16 protein-coding genes are annotated in these 16,339 nt (G+C 70.5%); 8 read left to right on the forward strand and 8 right to left on the reverse strand.

Annotated features, from left to right (window positions below):
* Position 1: 1 nt before the first annotated feature.
* Genes ACIRL2_RS20490 through ACIRL2_RS20500 form a run of 3 tightly spaced genes read right to left on the reverse strand, consistent with a single transcriptional unit; the run spans position 2 to position 2,790 of the window.
* Complete coding sequence (locus ACIRL2_RS20490) at positions 2-853, reverse strand: SDR family oxidoreductase (RefSeq protein WP_395873345.1); 852 nt, start codon at positions 851-853, stop codon at positions 2-4.
* A complete protein-coding gene (locus ACIRL2_RS20495) occupies positions 850-1,554 on the reverse strand; it encodes a nitroreductase family protein (RefSeq protein ID WP_402233842.1) in 705 nt (234 codons plus the stop codon). The genes ACIRL2_RS20490 and ACIRL2_RS20495 overlap by 4 nt, the downstream gene beginning before the upstream one ends.
* 60 nt (positions 1,555-1,614) lie before the next feature.
* Entirely contained in the window at positions 1,615-2,790 is a 1,176-nt protein-coding gene (locus tag ACIRL2_RS20500; RefSeq protein ID WP_395873343.1) for a CaiB/BaiF CoA transferase family protein, read from the reverse strand.
* Between the two features lie 231 nt (positions 2,791-3,021).
* On the opposite strand from ACIRL2_RS20500, the gene ACIRL2_RS20505 reads away from it, so the two are divergent.
* The 5 genes from ACIRL2_RS20505 to ACIRL2_RS20525 all read left to right on the forward strand — a co-directional run bounded on the left by ACIRL2_RS20505 (position 3,022) and on the right by ACIRL2_RS20525 (position 8,093).
* Complete coding sequence (locus tag ACIRL2_RS20505) at positions 3,022-3,648, forward strand: TetR/AcrR family transcriptional regulator (RefSeq protein WP_402233844.1); 627 nt, start codon at positions 3,022-3,024, stop codon at positions 3,646-3,648.
* A gap of 18 nt (positions 3,649-3,666) precedes the next feature.
* A complete protein-coding gene (locus ACIRL2_RS20510; protein ID WP_402233845.1) occupies positions 3,667-4,839 on the forward strand; it encodes a cytochrome P450 in 1,173 nt (390 codons plus the stop codon).
* Positions 4,840-4,971: 132 nt separating this feature from the next.
* Positions 4,972-6,654, forward strand: coding sequence for a serine/threonine protein kinase (locus ACIRL2_RS20515; protein ID WP_402233847.1), 1,683 nt, complete (start codon positions 4,972-4,974; stop codon positions 6,652-6,654).
* A gap of 120 nt (positions 6,655-6,774) precedes the next feature.
* Positions 6,775-7,614 carry a hypothetical protein gene (locus ACIRL2_RS20520; protein ID WP_395873339.1) on the forward strand — a complete coding sequence of 280 codons (840 nt, stop codon included), beginning with the start codon at positions 6,775-6,777 and terminating at the stop codon, positions 7,612-7,614.
* Between the two features lie 290 nt (positions 7,615-7,904).
* On the forward strand, positions 7,905-8,093 hold the full coding sequence (locus tag ACIRL2_RS20525) for a DUF397 domain-containing protein (protein WP_395873338.1): 189 nt from the start codon (positions 7,905-7,907) through the stop codon (positions 8,091-8,093).
* Positions 8,094-8,742: 649 nt separating this feature from the next.
* On the opposite strand, the gene ACIRL2_RS20530 is transcribed toward ACIRL2_RS20525, so the two are convergent.
* From ACIRL2_RS20530 to ACIRL2_RS20550, 5 genes are all read right to left on the reverse strand, one after another.
* Complete coding sequence (locus ACIRL2_RS20530) at positions 8,743-9,648, reverse strand: helix-turn-helix domain-containing protein (protein ID WP_402233849.1); 906 nt, start codon at positions 9,646-9,648, stop codon at positions 8,743-8,745.
* A 212-nt stretch (positions 9,649-9,860) separates the two neighbouring features.
* Complete coding sequence (locus tag ACIRL2_RS20535; RefSeq protein ID WP_395873337.1) at positions 9,861-10,799, reverse strand: TauD/TfdA dioxygenase family protein; 939 nt, start codon at positions 10,797-10,799, stop codon at positions 9,861-9,863.
* On the reverse strand, positions 10,796-11,533 hold the full coding sequence (locus ACIRL2_RS20540) for a helix-turn-helix domain-containing protein (RefSeq protein ID WP_395873336.1): 738 nt from the start codon (positions 11,531-11,533) through the stop codon (positions 10,796-10,798). Before ACIRL2_RS20540 ends, ACIRL2_RS20535 begins: the two co-directional genes overlap by 4 nt.
* Before the next feature lie 85 nt (positions 11,534-11,618).
* Positions 11,619-12,050 (reverse strand): hypothetical protein, encoded by a 432-nt coding sequence (locus ACIRL2_RS20545; RefSeq protein ID WP_020556484.1) that lies wholly within the window; start codon positions 12,048-12,050, stop codon positions 11,619-11,621.
* A gap of 203 nt (positions 12,051-12,253) precedes the next feature.
* The gene (locus ACIRL2_RS20550; protein WP_395873335.1) at positions 12,254-13,246 is read right to left on the reverse strand and encodes a hypothetical protein; all 993 of its coding nucleotides are present in this window, start codon (positions 13,244-13,246) and stop codon (positions 12,254-12,256) included.
* Positions 13,247-13,540: 294 nt separating this feature from the next.
* On the opposite strand from ACIRL2_RS20550, the gene hemL reads away from it, so the two are divergent.
* The 3 genes from hemL (at position 13,541) to ACIRL2_RS20565 (ending at position 16,333) form a co-directional block, all read left to right on the forward strand.
* On the forward strand, positions 13,541-14,857 hold the full coding sequence (hemL, locus tag ACIRL2_RS20555; protein ID WP_395873334.1) for a glutamate-1-semialdehyde 2,1-aminomutase: 1,317 nt from the start codon (positions 13,541-13,543) through the stop codon (positions 14,855-14,857).
* A 2-nt stretch (positions 14,858-14,859) separates the two neighbouring features.
* Positions 14,860-15,540 carry a histidine phosphatase family protein gene (locus ACIRL2_RS20560; RefSeq protein WP_395873333.1) on the forward strand — a complete coding sequence of 227 codons (681 nt, stop codon included), beginning with the start codon at positions 14,860-14,862 and terminating at the stop codon, positions 15,538-15,540.
* 178 nt (positions 15,541-15,718) lie between these two features.
* A complete protein-coding gene (locus ACIRL2_RS20565; RefSeq protein ID WP_395873332.1) occupies positions 15,719-16,333 on the forward strand; it encodes a TlpA family protein disulfide reductase in 615 nt (204 codons plus the stop codon).
* Positions 16,334-16,339 lie beyond the last annotated feature (6 nt).

The raw sequence follows: 16,339 nt of genomic DNA on the forward strand, positions 1-16,339 counted from the left end.
GTCAGTTCCCTTCCGCAACGATGCCGCGCAGACCGTCCGCGCCGAAGACCGGCTCCAGGAAGGCCCGGAAGTCCGGACCCCGACGCAGGTGGTGGCCGCCGTCCACGTTGATGTTCTGGCCGGTGATCCAGGTCGACTCGGGGCCGACCAGGAAGGCCGCGAGCGAGGCGATGTCGTCGGCCTGTCCGACCCGACCCAGCGGGGTGCAGGCCAGGTAGTCCTCCAGCACCGGGCCGCCCCGGGTGACCGCGTCGACCATCTCGGTGGCCACCAGGCCGGGCAGGATGCTGTTCACCCGGACGCCGCTCGCGCCCAGTTCGTCGGCCGCGAGCCGGACCAGGTGGTCGATGCCGGCCTTGCTCACGCCGTACGCGCCGAACCAGCGGTGCGTGGTCGAGGAGGCGATCGAGGAGATCGCCACGAACGAACCGCCGCCGGCCGCCGCCATCAACCGGGCGGTGTGCTTGAGCACGAGCATCGTGCCGGTCAGGTTCAGCTCGACCGTCTCGCGCCACTTGCCGGTGTCGATCGAAGTCAGCGGACCCATGGTGGAGTTGCCGCCCGCCGAGGCGACCACGGCGCGCAGCGACCCGAGTTCGGCCGCGGTCGCCACCGCCGCCTCGACCTGGCCCTCGTCGGTCACATCGGTCACCGCGTACGCGACCCGCACGCCGGCGGCCGCGTCCTTGTCCAGCTCGGCCACCGCGGCCCGCAGTCGATCCTCGCTGCGGCCCGCGATCAGTACGTGCGCGCCGTCGGCGGCGAACCGCCGCGCGCAGCCCAGCCCGATCCCGCTCCCACCTCCGGTCACCAGCGCCACCGTGTCCCGCAGTGGTAGGTCGGCACGTGTCACCGGGCATCTCCTTCGAACGTGGTGGGCACGTACGCCGCACCGTCGGCCGGCCACAGTGGTGCCGGTACCTCGAACCCGATCGGCTCGCCCCAGCCGTTGCGATAGGCCACCTCGTCGGGGGAAGTCCTGGCCGCGACACCCCACTTGCCGGTGGGATAGCCGAACGACACGCAGCAGGCCATGTGCCAGCCCTGGTCGGCCGGCACCCCGAGCACCTCCAGCACCGCGTCCCGGTGCGTGATCCCGAGCACCGCGGTCAGCGCGCTGCCCACGCCCTCGGCGCGCGCGGCCAGCATCGCGCTCCACACCGCCGGGAAGATCGAGCCGCCGGTGGGGTCCTGTCGGACGAAGCCGAACATGAACAGCGGGATCCGCTCGAAGTTGTCCGCGAGCCACTGCGACGAACGCCGCGTGCGGACGAAGGACCGGCTCTCCGCGCTGTCCGGATCCGCCTCGGCGGCGGCCACGCGCGGTGCGTAGATCGTCTTCCACAGGGAGTCCATCGCCTCCCGGTACAGCGGCCCGATCCGGCCCTTGACGCCCGGGTCGTCCACCAGCAGGAAACGCCAGTTCTGGGCGTTTCCACCGCTGGGCGCGCGTACCGCCGCGTCCAGCAGGCGGGCCTGCACCTCGTGCGGAATCGGATCCGGTGCGACCCTGCGCATCGCGCGCGTGGTGTACAGCGCTTCGTGAAGTTCCATGCGGTCCCCTGCCTGATACCTGAACTGATACCTGTTGCCCGTACTGGTGGTGATGCGGCGTCAGACGACCGCGCCGGCCTCGCGCAGGCGCTCGACGTCGGCCGCGGCGACACCCCATGCGGCCAGCGCGGCGTCGGTGTCGCCGCCCGTCGCGGCCGGGCCCGGGTGCACCGGCCGGGCCGGCTCGGCGGCGGGGGTGCGGGAGAAGCGCGGCGCGGGCGCCGGCTCGGGCAGGCCGTCGGCGTGCAGGAAGGTGCCGCGCTCGACGTGGTGGCGATGCGCGGGAGCCTCGGCGGGGGAGAGCACCGGGGCGAAGCAGGTCTCGGTGCCCTCCAGCAGCGTGCACCACGCGTCCCGGGTGCGGCCCGCGAACACCTCGGCGAGGCGGGCCTTCATCGCCGGCCAGTGCGCCGGGTCGTGCTGTGTGGCGAAGTCGGCGAACACCGGGTCCTCGGCCAGGCCGAGTCGGTGGATCAGCTCGGCCCAGAACCTGGGTTCGATCGCGCCGACCGCGACGTACCGTCCGTCCCGCGTCTCGTACACGTCGTAGAACGGTGCGCCGCCGTCGAGCATGTTGGTCCCGCGCGGGCCGAGCATCCCGGCGGCGCCCATGGTGAACCAGGTCGCGCCCAGCGTCGCGGCGCCGTCGATCATCGCGGCGTCCACCACCTGGCCCCGCCCCGAACGGCCCGCCTCCAGCAGCGCGGCGACCAGGCCGAAGGCGAGCAGCAGGCCACCGCCGCCGAAGTCGCCGATCAGGTTGAGCGGAATGCTCGGCGGCTGCCCGGCCCGGCCGATCGGCTCCAGCATCCCGGCCAGCGCGATGTAGTCGATGTCGTGTCCGGCGGCCGGGGCCAGCGGCCCGGTCTGTCCCCAGCCGGTGAGCCGGCCGTACACCAGCCGCGGGTTGCGCTCGGCGACCACGTCCGGGCCCAGGCCCAGGCGTTCCATCACGCCGGGCCGAAACGGCTCGATCAGCGCGTCGGCGTCGGCGAGCAGCCGCAGCGCGAACCCGACCCCGTCCGGGTGCTTGAGGTCGATCGCGATCGAGTGCTTGCCGCGGTTCATCGGATTGCGCGGCGGCTTCGCGTAGCCCTTGCGGGCCTCGTCCGCGCGATCCACGCGCAGCACCTCGGCGCCCAGATCGGCGAGCAGCATCCCGCAGAAGGGACCCGGCCCCAGGCCGACGAACTCCACCACCCGGATGCCCGCGAGCGGTCCTTGTCTGGCTGTCACGGCAGCTCCAGCGTTCGTCGGGGCCAATGGCGTGCGGTCGAGGCAAATACTGAAACACGTTCTCACTAGATCTGACGAGACGTCAGACTAGACTTCCGTCTCATCCGTAGGCAAGATCACCGCGGAACGAGTCGGCGCACCGCCCGCGGTCGCGTCGCCCCGAGCACCCGGCCCGGTACCAAGCCCGCGGTACCAACCCCCGAAGCACGACCCCAGAGGACAGGCTCTCCCGTGGCCGAACCCCGCACCAGCTCGACGATCACTCTCACCAGGTCGCTCACCCGCGACCAACAGGCCCGGCGCGAGCGGTTGGTGCGCGCCGCGTGCGACCTCGCGCTGGAGGGGGGCTATGCGGCCGTGACGATGCACGACGTCGCGGATCGCGCGGGGGTGGCCAGGGCCACCGTGTACCGCTACTTCACCTCGAAGAACCACCTGCTGAGCGAGGTGTCCGCGCTGTGGATCGGCGAACTCGCCGACGAACTCGCCGACCGACCGCTGCCTGCGGACCCGGCCGGCCGGCTGGCCGCGCTGCTGTGCCGGATCGTCGAGATGAGCGCGGAGAACCGGCTGCTGACCGAGGCCGTGGTGCGGGCCGCGACCGCCCCGGATCCGTCCGCCGGTCAATCGCAGGAGACCTTCCACCAGAGCATCCACCGGATCACCGGCCTGGCGTTCGGTGAGCCGGCCGACCCCGAGGACGGCGCCGCGGGGGACCGGCGGCGCGACATCGAGGTGGTGCTCGGCCACGTGCTGCTCTCCGGTCTGGTCAGCCTCACCGCCCGCGGCCGCGCGCTCGACGAGGTGCAGGACCTGATGCGTACCGCCGTCCGACTCTTCGTTCCGCTCGACACGTGATCACCACGGAGGCTTGCCATGACGGCTCCCACGATCCGCGACATCCACCTGCTCGACCGGGACTGGTACGCCGGTGACCCGTTCGCCGACTACGCGTGGCTGCGCGAACACGCGCCGGTGTACTACAGCGAGCGCGCCGGCGTCTGGGGCCTGAGTCGGCACGCCGACCTGGCCTGGGCCGAGCGCAACCCCGAGCTGTTCTCCTCGGCCAAGGGCTCGCGCCCGATCGGCTACCCGCAGCCGTCGATGATCGACTCCGACGACCCGACCCACTACCGCCGCCGCAAGTTGGTCTCCAAGGGCTTCACCCCCCGGCAGATCGCCGCGATGGAGGAGCACGTCCGCGACATCGTGACCTCGCTGATCGACGCGATGATCGCGGCCGGCCCCGGCGCCGACCTGGTCCGGCAGTTCTCCGCGCCACTGCCGATGACACTGATCGGCGAACTGCTCGGGGTCGGCGCCGAGCACCGCGACCAGCTCCAGCACTGGGCCGACGTGATGGTGATGCTCTCCGACGGCGGCGAGCTCAGCCACAAGGCGGGCGAGGCGTTCACCGAATACGTCGCCTACACCACGCAGGTGATCGAGGACCGCCGCAAGACCCCCTCCGACGACCTGATCGGGATCCTGGTCGGCGCCGAGATCGACGGCGAGAAGTTGTCCTTCGACGAGCTGATCGGCGAGTCCCTGCTGCTGCTCGTGGGCGGCAACGAGACCACCCGCAACGTGATCTCCGGCGGCATCGCCGCACTGCTGGCCAACCCCGACCAGCTCGCCCGGCTGCGCGAGGACCCCACGCTGATCCCGTCCGCGGTCGAGGAATCGCTGCGCTGGGTGTCTCCCGTGGTCAACATGGCCCGGCACACGACACGTGACGTGGAACTGCACGGCACGGTGATCCCGGCCGATTCGATCGTGATGATGCTGTACGGGGCCGCCAACCGGGACGCCGAGGTGTTCACCGATCCCGAGCGCTTCGACGCCTTCCGCACGCCGAACCAGCACATCGCGTTCGGCACCGGCCCGCACTTCTGCCTCGGCTCCTCGCTGGCCCGCCTGGAGATCCGGGTCGCCTTCGAGGAACTGCTGCGCCGGCTGCCCGACCTGCGGTTGGCCCCGAACGCCGACCTCGCGCACGGCCCGTCCTCCTTCATCCGCGGTCTGATCGCGCTGCCCGTCGAGTTCTGAGCCGACCGCCGGTCCGGGCCCGGACCCGAGGGAAGCACCTCGGATCCGGCCCGGACCGGCCGTCCGGGACCCCCCAAATGCGGACAGCCGCGTATTCTCTGGCCAACTGCCGGCCGACGAGGGGGATGTCCTGTGAAACCGCTGGAGCCCGAGGATCCGCGGCGGATCGGCGGCTACCGGGTGCTCCGCGTGCTGGGGGCGGGCGGCATGGGTCGGGTCTACCTCGGCCGCAATCGGGGTGGGCGGATCGTCGCGATCAAGGTGGTTCGTGCCGAATGGGCCGACGACCCCGGATTCCGCGAGCGTTTCCGCCGCGAGGTGGACGCGGCGCGGCGGGTCGGCGGCGCGTGGACCGCGCCGGTGCTGGACGCCGACACCGAGGCCGGGACGCCGTGGGTGGTCACCGGCTACGTGGCCGGACCCAGCGTGTACGAGGCGGTCGCCGGGCGCGGGCCGCTGCCCGAGGAGACCGTGCGCACCCTCGGTTCGGGCCTGGCCGAGGCGCTCGTCGCGGTGCACGGGGCGGGCCTGGTGCACCGGGACATCAAGCCGTCGAACGTGTTGTTGTCCCTGGACGGGCCGCGCGTGATCGACTTCGGCATCTCGCGCGCGATGGACGCGTCGGTGCTCACCCGCACCGGGCACACCGTCGGGTCGCCGGGCTTCATGTCGCCCGAGCAGGTCGACGGGCGCGACATCGGGCCGCCCAGCGACGTGTTCTCGCTCGGCTCGGTGCTGGTGTTCGCCGCGACCGGCGCGGGACCGTTCGGCGAGGGCAGCGGTCAGGCCCTGATGTACCGGATCGTCGCGCAGGAGCCGCGCCTGGACGAGGTGCCGGCCGCGCTGCGGGAGATCGTCGCCGCGTGCATGACCAAGCACGCCGCGTCCCGGCCGACCCCGGCGGATCTGCTCGCGGCGCTCGCGCCGGACGGTACGCGCGACCTGGTGGCCGGCAACTGGCTGCCGCCGGACCTGACCACCGCGCTGTCCCGGCGAGCGATCGAACTGCTCGAACTCGACGAGGACGGCGCGCCGGACGCGGGCACGTTCGTGGCCACCGGGCCCACGGGGGACGACCGCCCAACGGAGACGGCGGCCTCGGCGACGTACGCCGGGACGTACGCGGGGTCGGACGCCGCGTCCACGAAGCCCGCGCAGACCTCGCCCGCGCATTCGCCGCCCTCGAACCTCACGTTCCCGGGCTCGGCGGCCGCGGATTCGCCGCCTTCGGGACCTGCACCCGAGACCTACATGCTGCGAGCGGCTCCGCAGCCCGCCGCACCGCGTCCTTGGTGGCGTCGGCCGTGGCTGATCACGCTCGCGGCAGTGCTGATCGCGGGCGTCGTGGCGGCGGTACTGCTGCGGCCGTGGACCGGGGACGAGGACGACCCGTCCACCGCCCGGGAAGGTGCCGGCGGGCCCGGCACATCGACCTCGCCGCCGACCGGCTCGGGCACGTTGCCGAGCGTCTACGAGGGCACCTGGTCCGGGACGATGACATCGCAGCTCGGCAGTGTGTCCACGGTCACCCTCACGCTGACGGGCGGGAAGGTGGGCGACAAGAAGGTGGGTGTCAGCAAGCTCACCGCGACCGGCCTGTTCGGCGAGCAGGCCGACTGCGAGTCCGACCTGGAACTGCTCTCGGTCGGCGCGGACACCGGTGTCGAACTGACCAGTCACCTGACCCGCAACCAGGGCTGCGCGGACGGCCGGGTGATCCTCAAGGAACAGAGCCCGACCACGCTCTCCTATGTCGCGCCGGCCAGTGTGGGGACCAGCGAGTCGCGGGGCACGCTGACCCGCAAGGCGGGATGAGCGCCCGAGCGGCCGGGAACCATCGCGCTCGGCCCATACGTCAAACTGAACACCTGTCGAATGCGGAACGGCCTGTCGGGTCGGTAAGGCCCGATCGAGTGGGGAATGGCGAGTTCGGACATGCGGCACAGCCCTGAGCACGCGGACGACGACGACCACGACGTCGAGCGGCTCGACGAGCGTTTTCGTGAACTCGTCGTCCGGATCGCCCCGCAGGTCCCGCTGCCGCCGGTCGCGGGCATCCACAAGGCGGTCCGCCGTCGGCGCCTGCGCAACCGGGTCCTGATCGGCGCCGCCTCGCTCGCGGTGCTGGCGGGCGGGGTGACGCTGGTGAGTACCGGGTCCGACGACTCCCGACCCCGGAGCCGGCAGGCCGCCGCGTCGCTGCCGGTGGCGAGCCCGGTGACCACGACACAGACGGAACTGAGCGACACCTTCTATCCGACCGCGCAGGAGTTCCCGGTGGTGGCCGGGGCGTACGAGAACTGGCGCGTGGTGGAGACCCGGCAGGCGATGGCCGACGAACTGGGCCCGTGCACCACCAAGACCATCTCCGCACTGGGCGCGGTGCAGACCCGGGAACGGCTGTACCTGCACGACGGGCAGGGCGGCGGCCTGGTCGTCCTGGTCCGCTACCCGGACGAGCGCACCGCCGAGGTGGCGGCGAGCGACCTCACCGGCGGCCTGGGCGGCGCGTGTCCGACCAACCAGCCCAACCCGGCGGCGGACGGCGCGCCCAGCATCAAGGCGCTGGACCGGGACGGCAGCGTGTGGCGCACCCAGGGCCTGGTGAACAGCCAGGACCAGTACGTGGACTGGGGCATCGTGCGCAGCGGTCCGGTGGTGGCGGTGGTCCACGTGACCGTCATCGACCCGGACCGGGTCCCGCCCACGGACGCGTTCCTCCGATTGGTCGACAGCCTCCGGAATCGACTGGGAAAGAACGGATCCGGACCCTGATGTTCCGAATTCACGGCTTTCGCTCTCTCCCGTTCGCCGGTCATAACCGGGCGGGTCGGGAATGCTGCGAACGGGTGAGCGACGGTGCAATCCGCCACCTGGCAATTCGCCATGCGACGACGGTGGATTTCATACGGATGGGTGTGGCCGGATTTCACGCACGGCCGAGGTCGGGCGCTAAGCTATGCGCGCGCCCTCGAAGTCGGTCAACCCGCAGAGGTGTCGACCCTGCACGGAACCATCCGACCGGCGGCTTTCCTATTTCCATCGGCCCTATTCGGAGGCAAGTCATGGCGGAGTTCGATCCGCTGGGACGTGCGTGGCGCAAGAGCAGCGCGAGCGCAACGAGCAACTGCGTCGAGGCAAGGTTGGCCGACGAGGTCCAGGTCAGGGACTCGAAGGCGCCCGCGCCTCGCCTGGCCTTCGGGGCCCGGTCCTGGGGGACCTTCCTCGCCGAGGCCGGCCGCTCGTCGGTCTGAACTCCGAACGCCGCAGGCCGACCGGGTTCGGCCCATCGCATTCGGTAGGTCGGGCCCGGACATGCGAGGCGGCCTGCCTTACGGCAGGCCGCGAATGACATGGGCACAGGGCCCGGTGGGTTGGTATCCGTTACGCGATGAGAGTGAGCAGACCGGCGGCCCGGAGCGTGTAATAGAGCGCTCCTGCTGTCACCGCGGCCACGGCTACCAGCAGAAAGATCACGCGAAGCATCCTCTCGAAGTCGTCCTGCACGAGTTCACCCCCTTTCCCTAATCAGGCGTCCTTTCGTGGCGACGGTGGGTACCGTGCAGGGGCGGGGTGGACGGCGATTATGCCCTCATCTGTGATTGTGCATGGGGATGTCCGCTTCCGCCAGAGTGAGGCGATCCTGCTATGCGAGGGACGATGCAAAAAAGAACGAGTTGCCCCGAAAAGTCATGAAATCCGACTTCGGAACAACTCGTTCGAAGCTCCGCGGTGGCCGCCGCGAAACCGTGCTGCTCATCGACATCGAGCAACGGATACCTCTTGTCATTATGCGCAGGAACGCGCAATCAGCCAAGTGGCTCTTGGGATGTATTCAACTCGCATCCTGGCAGCGCGCGTGCAGGCAGCCGGCCTGCTGCCACTACGCCGTCCGCACATGGTCTACTCGCCGCCGGTGGGCGGGTGTCCCGCGGCGGGGGCGAAGCGTTCGAGGGCGGTGTCCAGCAGGGCCGGCGCCAGGTCGCGCGAGGCCAGTTGCTCGATGCCCCAGAACGTTTCCAGATAGGACAGCGGCGAGACGGCCGGCGGATCCTCCTGGTTGCCCTCGCGGATGATCATGTCGCCCGAGGGGTTCTCGATGAACAGCACCGCCTCGTCCTCGATGTCCGGGAACTCCAGGAGCTGGTAGGCGATCCGGGCCCGCGAGTACAGGCCGGCGGAGAACGGGATCACCCGCAGGGTGATGTTCGGCCACTCCCCGAAGTCGCGCATCCGCCGGATCTGGTTGCGCATCACCGCCGCGTTGCCCACGGTGCGGTGCATCACGCTCTCGTCCACGATGAAGTGCATGGCCGGGCCGTCCGGTCGGATCAGCCGCTCCTGCCGCTCCATCCGCAGTGCGACCAGGTCGTCCAGGCCGGGGGTGTCCGGCGGGGACATGATCCGCAGCACCTCGCGCGCGTATTCCTCGGTCTGTAACAGGCCGGGGACCAGGAGCGGTTCGAAGTTGCGGATGACGGTGGCCGAGGACTCGTAGCCGAGCAGCACCTTGAACTCGTTGGTGATGTGGTTGCGGTACTGGTACCACCAACTGCGCTGCTTCGAGGCCCTGGCCATGTCGATGTACTCGGCGACCCGGGCGGGCTCGACCACGCCGTAGTGCTGGAGCAGCGCCTTCAGGTCGGTGGTCGAGATGTTCACCTGGCCGGTCTCGATCCGGATCAGCTTCGAGAGCGACCAATCCATTTCCAGCGCCACGTCCCGCTGGATGTACCCGCACGCCTCGCGTGTCTGGCGAAGAAACGCTCGGAGCCTGCGCCCCTGGAACATCGGGTCCCGTGTCGGCATCGGCCGCCCCCCAAGGCTGTCGGCAGCGATCTCGCATCTAGCGAGGGCGCAAAACGGGTGGTGCACAAACGCCACCCGGAGAACAGCATCGCGTCGAATCGGCCGACCCGACAAGCCCCCTCGCTGATGTCCGACCGGCAGATCCGACGCCCCGTCAGGTGGCGGAGCGTCGGATCCGGACGCGCGGGGTCGATCGGTGTCCCTCGGGGTGCTCAGGTGTTCAGGACGTAGGATTCCGCGCCGTCCGGGCCGACCGAGTTGGCGCCCTGGAGGGTCACCCGCTGCATCGAGCGGCGCATGCCCGGCGGCACGTCCGTGGGTACCAGATGCACCGTTGCCCGGTTGTCCCAGAACGCGATGCTGCCCGGCTGCCAGCGGAAGCGCACGCTGAACGCGGCGTCGGCGATGTGCGCGTAGAGCATCTCCAGGATGTGCGCGCCCTCCTGCCGGGTCAGTTCCAGGATGTGGCTGGTGAAGTTCGGGTTGACGAACAGCACCTTCTCGCCGGTCTCCGGGTGCACGCGCACCACCGGGTGCACCGCGCGCAGCCCGTCGCCGAGGAAGCGCTTGGCGAGTGCGCCCGGCAGTTCGCCGCGCTTGATCGGCAGCGTGTTGTGGTGCACCGCGTGCAGTCCGTCGATCAAGTCCTTGAGCGGGTCGGACAGTTGCTCGTAGGCCAGGGCCAGGTTGGCCCACTGGGTGTCGCCGCCGTACGGCGGCACGATCACCCCACGCAGGATCGAGGCGGTCGGCGGGTTGGGGATGAAGGTCACGTCGGTGTGCCAGCGGCTCTCCACGAAGCCGCCCCCGGCGTCCTTGCCCAGTTGCTCGTTGTCGAGCAGCAGGATCTCCGGGTGTTCGGGGAAGGCGGCAGGCAACGTCGGGTGTCCCGGGGCGAGTTCGCCGAAGCGCAGGCCGAACGCCTTGTGCTGTTCCTGGGTTATGTGCTGGTCGCGGAAGAACACCACCTTCCACTTCAACCAGATGGCGCGGATCTCGGCGACCGCCTCGTCGGTGAGCGGCTCGGTCAGGTCGACGCCGAAGATCTCGGCGCCGATGTTCCCGGCCAGCGGCCGGACTTCCAGGCCGAGCGCGGCGGCCGCGGCGGGGGTGGGGTCCTCGTAGGTGGGCTGTTCGATGGTGCTCGTCATGGTCGAACCTCCGGATCGGCGCGAGGCCCCGGGTCGGCCGGGACCTCTGTGGATCGTTCGAGTGCTGCCTCGGTCCGGGCGGAGACCGGGGCCAGCAACAGGGCGACGGCGGTGTCGGTCAGGCCCGCCAGGAAGACCTCCCGGTCGGTGAGGGTGCGCCCGCCGGGGTGGTGCAGCGCCATCTCGCGGTCGGCGAGGGCGTGGGTGAGATAGGACGACACCAGCACCCAGCGTTCGATCCGCAGGCGCGCGGGGAACTCGGCGAGCAGGCCGAGCATGCGCTCGCGCACGGTGTAGACGCCGCGCGTCCACTCCTCCCGGGCCAGGTCGTGCACCGCGGTGCCCTGGAGGAAGGCGGCGTGGATGCTGAATCGCAGGTACCAACTCGGTTTCCCCACCTGGCCGAGGGTGTCGGCGAGCGGGTACAGGAACGCCTCGACCAGACCCCGGGCTTCGTGCCCGTGCCCGGCCCGGTCGAGTTCGTCGAGCATCGCCAGGCGCCGCGCGTTCACCGGCTCCATCCGGTGCCGGAAGACCGCGTCCACCAGGGCCTCCTTCGACCCGAAGTGGTAGCGCGCGGCGGCGGTGTTGCGTTGCCCGGCCTGGGCGCCGATCTCGCGCAGCGAGACCCCGTTGATGCCGCGCTCGGCGAACAGCCGTTCCGCGGCCTCGATCATCAAAAGGCGTGCGCCGGCACCGCGGTCCGACGCCGAAGCGCCGTGCGTCCCTGTCATGGATCGCACGTTAAACCGCTTGGGTTAATAACTCAAGTGGGTTAATCGAGGAGGGGTCTACTCCGGTGTACCGGGTCCGGCCGCGTCACGAGTGCATCAGGCAGTACAACTGGTGCCCGGCGTGGTGCAGTTCGCGGGCGAACTTGGTCCAGTCGTGCAGCATCCGGTACAGCAGATAGGCGTCGCGCGGCACCCGCCGGTCCGGGAACGTCGACCAGATGAAGGCCGCCGCGCCCAGTTCCTCCTCGGTCGCGTTGCGCAGTACGTCCATCAGCATCGGCGGCAGCTGCATCACCGCGTGCGCGGGATGCAGCACGACCAGCTCCAGCGGTGGCGTCGCGTCCTGTGGGGTGTCCCCCAGCAGCGACAGCACCATCGCGCTGACCGTCTCCGGCTTCACGAACGACACATAGGAATTGCTGGGACGTTCCACCGTGTCGGTCGGATCGATCAGCGGAGGCACCCGCGCCGCGGTCGCGCGATCGGGTGCGCCGAAGTACTCATATGTCACGCCCACGTGTGCACCTCCCGACCGAGGTCGGCTCCGTGACACGTGCGCACACCCGTGGCGCCCGACGCCATCGCTCCCTGCTCGCTTGTCTCGGTCTGGTCGGTGATCGAGGGGACTCGTTGAAGATCGTCGCAGGTCATCCGGGCATTCCGTACCGCGGTTGAGTAACAGGTGTGCACCACTCGGAACCGGTCCCGCCCCGGCATGCGTCAGGACTCCCGGCCAGGCGGCCCGCCCGAGAAAGTCTGCCCGAGCGACAGGTCGTTCAATGCCTTGACGAATACCGCCGTTCGTACCGAACCGGCCGAACGCGCGGTGATCTTCACCACGTTCGTCTCGACCACCTCGGCTCGCACGTCGGCCAGCACCGTGCTCCACGGCACCCCCTGCGCGGTTTTGCCGCCGCCGGTGAACACCGTGCGCAGTCGATCGGCCTCGGCCCGGGCGGCCGGCTCCGAACCGGTGGCCACACACATCACGTCGGTGCCCGGGACGCCCGCCTTGCCGCTCACCCCGACCGCGATCCTGGGCCCGTTCGCCCGCTCGCCACCGGCGACGCGATCGGTGATCACCGCGGCCAGCGGCTTGCCCAGGCAGTTCGCCAGCGCGCGCACGACGGGATCGGCGCCCAGCATCGTGCCGCCCCGGCCGAGGTCGGCGCCGCGCCCGGTGGAGCCGTAGCCGATCTGCTTGTCGGTGACCCGAATCACGTTGAAGTGGTTGATGCCCAGCGGAAGTTTCTGCGCCAGCGTGTCGTCCAGGCTCAATTCGTTGTCGGGACGCAGCCGCTGCACACTCGGCTCGGCCGGCTCCGGCTTGCCACCCAGTTCCCGGAGCTTGCCGAGCACGGTGCCCTTGTCGAAGCCGCCGACGAACACCCCACCCTGGTACGGCGGTCGGCCGGCGGACCAGGCCTCGTGCGCCTTGGTCGGGTCGAAGCCCAGGGCCGGCGCCACCTGATCGCGCATCGCGGCCAGGTCGGGGTAGCCCGTGCCGATCAGCGGTCCGTAGGGTCCGGCGAAGTCACCACCGCCGTTGGCCTTGCTGATCGCGGCCGTGTCGCCGTACTCGAACCAGCCCCGGGTGGATTCGTCGTCGCGCACCCGATCCAGCGCGCCGCGCAGCCCGGTCCTGCCGTCGTCGTCCGAGTCCCCGCCGCCGCACGCGGCCGTCCCGGCCAGCGTCAACAGCGTCGCCAGCACCGGTCCGAGACCGCCGGCTATCCGGTGGTGTCGCCCGGACCGCCCACCCCGACGTGTTCTCGCCGCCACGCGCGCACCCCGATCTTCGTGCTGCACCCCGCCGGACATGCCTCACCCGTGGGCACGGGTCCGGGTCGCCCGATCATACTGCTCCCCGCCCCCGGTTTCGGTTGGCGGATCCCCGGGAACCAACGCGAATCCGCGCACACCCTCCCCGGCGCCCATGTGGTTGGTCCACCCGTCGGGCGAGCCGCGGGCGACGGATGTGCCCGGTTTGTTTGAGAGCATGACCGGGTGAGCTCTGTCAACGAGAACCCCGCACCCGCCTCCGCCGCCCTGTTCGCGCGTGCGAGGGCCGTCACCCCCGGCGGGGTCAACTCGCCGGTGCGCGCCTTCCGCGCGGTCGGCGGCACGCCGCGCTTCATGGTCTCGGGCCGAGGCCCCTACCTGACCGACGCGGACGGCCGTGAATACGTGGACCTGGTGTGCTCCTGGGGCCCGATGATCCTCGGCCACGCGCACCCCGCCGTACAGGAGGCCGTCCGCGAGGCGGTCGCGCGCGGCACCTCCTTCGGCACACCCGGCGCCGGCGAGGTGGAACTCGCCGAGGAGATCGTCTCCCGGGTCGCCCCGGTCGAACAGGTCCGCCTGGTCAGCTCCGGCACCGAGGCCACCATGTCCGCGATCCGGCTCGCGCGCGGCTTCACCGGCCGGGCCAAGGTGGTGAAGTTCGCCGGGTGTTACCACGGTCACGTGGACGCGCTGCTGGCCGCCGCCGGCTCCGGCCTGGCCACCTTCGCGCTGCCGGACACGCCCGGGGTCACCGGGGCCTCGGCCGCCGACACGATCGTGTTGCCGTACAACGACCTGTCCGCCGTCGAGTCGGCGTTCGCCGTCCACGGCGACGACATCGCGTGCGTGATCACCGAGGCCGCGCCGGGCAACATGGGTGTGGTCACCCCGCGTCCGGGCTTCAACGCGGGCGTCAAGGCCCTGTGCGAGCGGCACGGCGCGCTGTTCGTCTCGGACGAGGTGATGACCGGCTTCCGGGTGTCCAAGGCGGGTTGGTTCGGCATCGAGGGCGTGGTCCCCGACCTGCTCACCTTCGGCAAGGTGATGGGCGGCGGCTTCCCGGCCGCCGCGTTCGGCGGGCGCTCCGACGTGATGTCGCACCTGGCGCCGCTCGGCCCGGTCTACCAGGCCGGCACGCTGTCCGGGAACCCGGTGGCCACCGCGGCGGGCGTCACCACTCTGCGGTACTGCACCGACGCGGTGTACAAGCACCTGGACGCGGTCTCCCTCGCGCTGCGCACCGAGGTGTCGGCCGCCCTGGCCAAGGAGGGCGTCGCGCACACGGTGTCCACGGCCGGGAACATGTTCTCGGTCTTCTTCACCGATCGCCCGGTGCACGACTACGACCAGGCCCGCACGCAGGAGGCGTTCCGCTTCTCCGCGTTCTTCCACGCGATGCTGGACGCCGGCGTGTACCTGCCGCCGAGCGCGTTCGAGGCGTGGTTCCTGTCCGCGGCCCACGACGACGCGGCCGTGAACCGTATCCTCGACGCGCTGCCGGCCGCAGCCCGCGCCGCAGCGAGTGCCCAGGAGAACTGACGATGGCTCAGAAGCCGCAGACCAACCGCGACGTGACGATCGTCCACCTCATGCGCCACGGCGAGGTGCACAATCCGCACGGCATCCTGTACGGCCGCCTGCCCGACTACCACCTGTCGGAGCTGGGCAACAAGATGGCCGAGCGGGTCGCCGACCACCTCGCCGAGCGCGACATCACGCACGTGGTGTCCTCGCCGCTGGAGCGCGCCCAGGAGACCGCCGCGCCGATCGCCGGTCGACACAATCTGGAGATCGCCACCGACGATCGACTGATCGAGGCGGAGAACATCTTCCAGGGCAAGACCTTCGGAGTGGGCGACGGTTCCCTGAAGAACCCGACGCACTGGAAGCACCTCACCAACCCGTTCAAGCCCTCGTGGGGCGAGCCGTACATCGAGCAGGTGGTGCGGATGATGGGCGCGCTCGGCGCCGCCCGGGACGCCGCGCGTGGGCACGAGGCGGTGTGCGTGAGCCACCAGTTGCCGATCTGGGTGACCCGCTCCTTCGTCGAGCGGCGGAGGTTGTGGCACGACCCGCGCAACCGGCAGTGCTCGCTCGCGTCGCTCACCACGTTCACCTACGAGGGGGACAAGATCGTCTCCGTCGGCTACAGCGAACCGGCTCGGGATCTGCTGCCGGCGAAGCTCGCGGGCAAGACGCAGAACAAGAGCTTCGGGGCGTGACACGAAGCCGCGACTTCGGGGGATGACACGAAGGCGCGGTTTCGGGGCGTGACGAATAACCGCGGATTCGGGGCATAGTGCCCTATTTATTTAGGACGAATCGGGATGAACTGAAGCAGTGTCAGCGGCACGACGGACCCCGCGTGGAGCGGGCGCGGAGGCATGCGAAACTTTTCACATGCTCACACGCCGCCTGCCTCGTCGTGCCGCGCTGCTCACCGCCGCGGCCCTGCTCGCACTCACCGGCTGCGGCGGGATGAGTGCCGGCGGCAAGAGCAGCGGCGACGGCAAGGGCTATGTCGACAGCGACAACAGCGGCATCGTGCGGGCCAAGGCGGGCGACCGTACCGCGGCTCCGAAGGTCTCCGGCAAGACGCTGGAGGGCAAGGACATCAGCCTTGCCGAGTTCAAGGGCAAGGTCGTGGTGCTGAACGTGTGGGGCTCGTGGTGCCCACCGTGCCGGGCCGAGGCGGCCGACTTCCAGCAGGCCCACACCGAGACCGCGGACAAGGGTGTGCAGTTCCTGGGGATCAACACCCGCGACGCCACCCAGGACAACGCGATCGCGTTCACCAACAGCAAGGGCATCACCTACCCGAGCCTGTGGGACCCGGACGCGCGCGAGATCCTCAAGTTCACCGGCAACCTGAACCCCAACGCGATCCCCAGCACGCTGATCATCGACCGTGAGGGTCGGATCGCGGCGCGGGTGTTGCGGGCGGTCACCATCGAGGAACTGCGCTCGATGATCGACCCGGTGCTGAACGAGCCCGTGCCGAACGAGAAGGCCTGATCGAGG

The sequence above is a fragment of the Embleya sp. NPDC127516 genome (genome assembly GCF_044765325.1).
GTDB lineage: Bacteria > Actinomycetota > Actinomycetes > Streptomycetales > Streptomycetaceae > Embleya.

Excerpts from the sequence above, each read along its gene's own strand:
- ACIRL2_RS20525 (WP_395873338.1), top strand. The coding sequence starts at position 7,905 with ATGGCGGAGTTCGATCCGCTGGGACGTGCGTGGCGCAAGAGCAGCGCG.
- ACIRL2_RS20560 (WP_395873333.1), top strand. The coding sequence starts at position 14,860 with ATGGCTCAGAAGCCGCAGACCAACCGCGACGTGACGATCGTCCACCTC.
- ACIRL2_RS20510 (WP_402233845.1), top strand. The coding sequence starts at position 3,667 with ATGACGGCTCCCACGATCCGCGACATCCACCTGCTCGACCGGGACTGG.
- ACIRL2_RS20495 (WP_402233842.1), bottom strand. The coding sequence starts at position 1,554 with ATGGAACTTCACGAAGCGCTGTACACCACGCGCGCGATGCGCAGGGTC.
- ACIRL2_RS20540 (WP_395873336.1), bottom strand. The coding sequence starts at position 11,533 with ATGACAGGGACGCACGGCGCTTCGGCGTCGGACCGCGGTGCCGGCGCA.
- ACIRL2_RS20565 (WP_395873332.1), top strand. The coding sequence starts at position 15,719 with ATGCTCACACGCCGCCTGCCTCGTCGTGCCGCGCTGCTCACCGCCGCG.
- ACIRL2_RS20530 (WP_402233849.1), bottom strand. The coding sequence starts at position 9,648 with ATGCCGACACGGGACCCGATGTTCCAGGGGCGCAGGCTCCGAGCGTTT.
- ACIRL2_RS20535 (WP_395873337.1), bottom strand. The coding sequence starts at position 10,799 with ATGACGAGCACCATCGAACAGCCCACCTACGAGGACCCCACCCCCGCC.
- ACIRL2_RS20520 (WP_395873339.1), top strand. The coding sequence starts at position 6,775 with ATGCGGCACAGCCCTGAGCACGCGGACGACGACGACCACGACGTCGAG.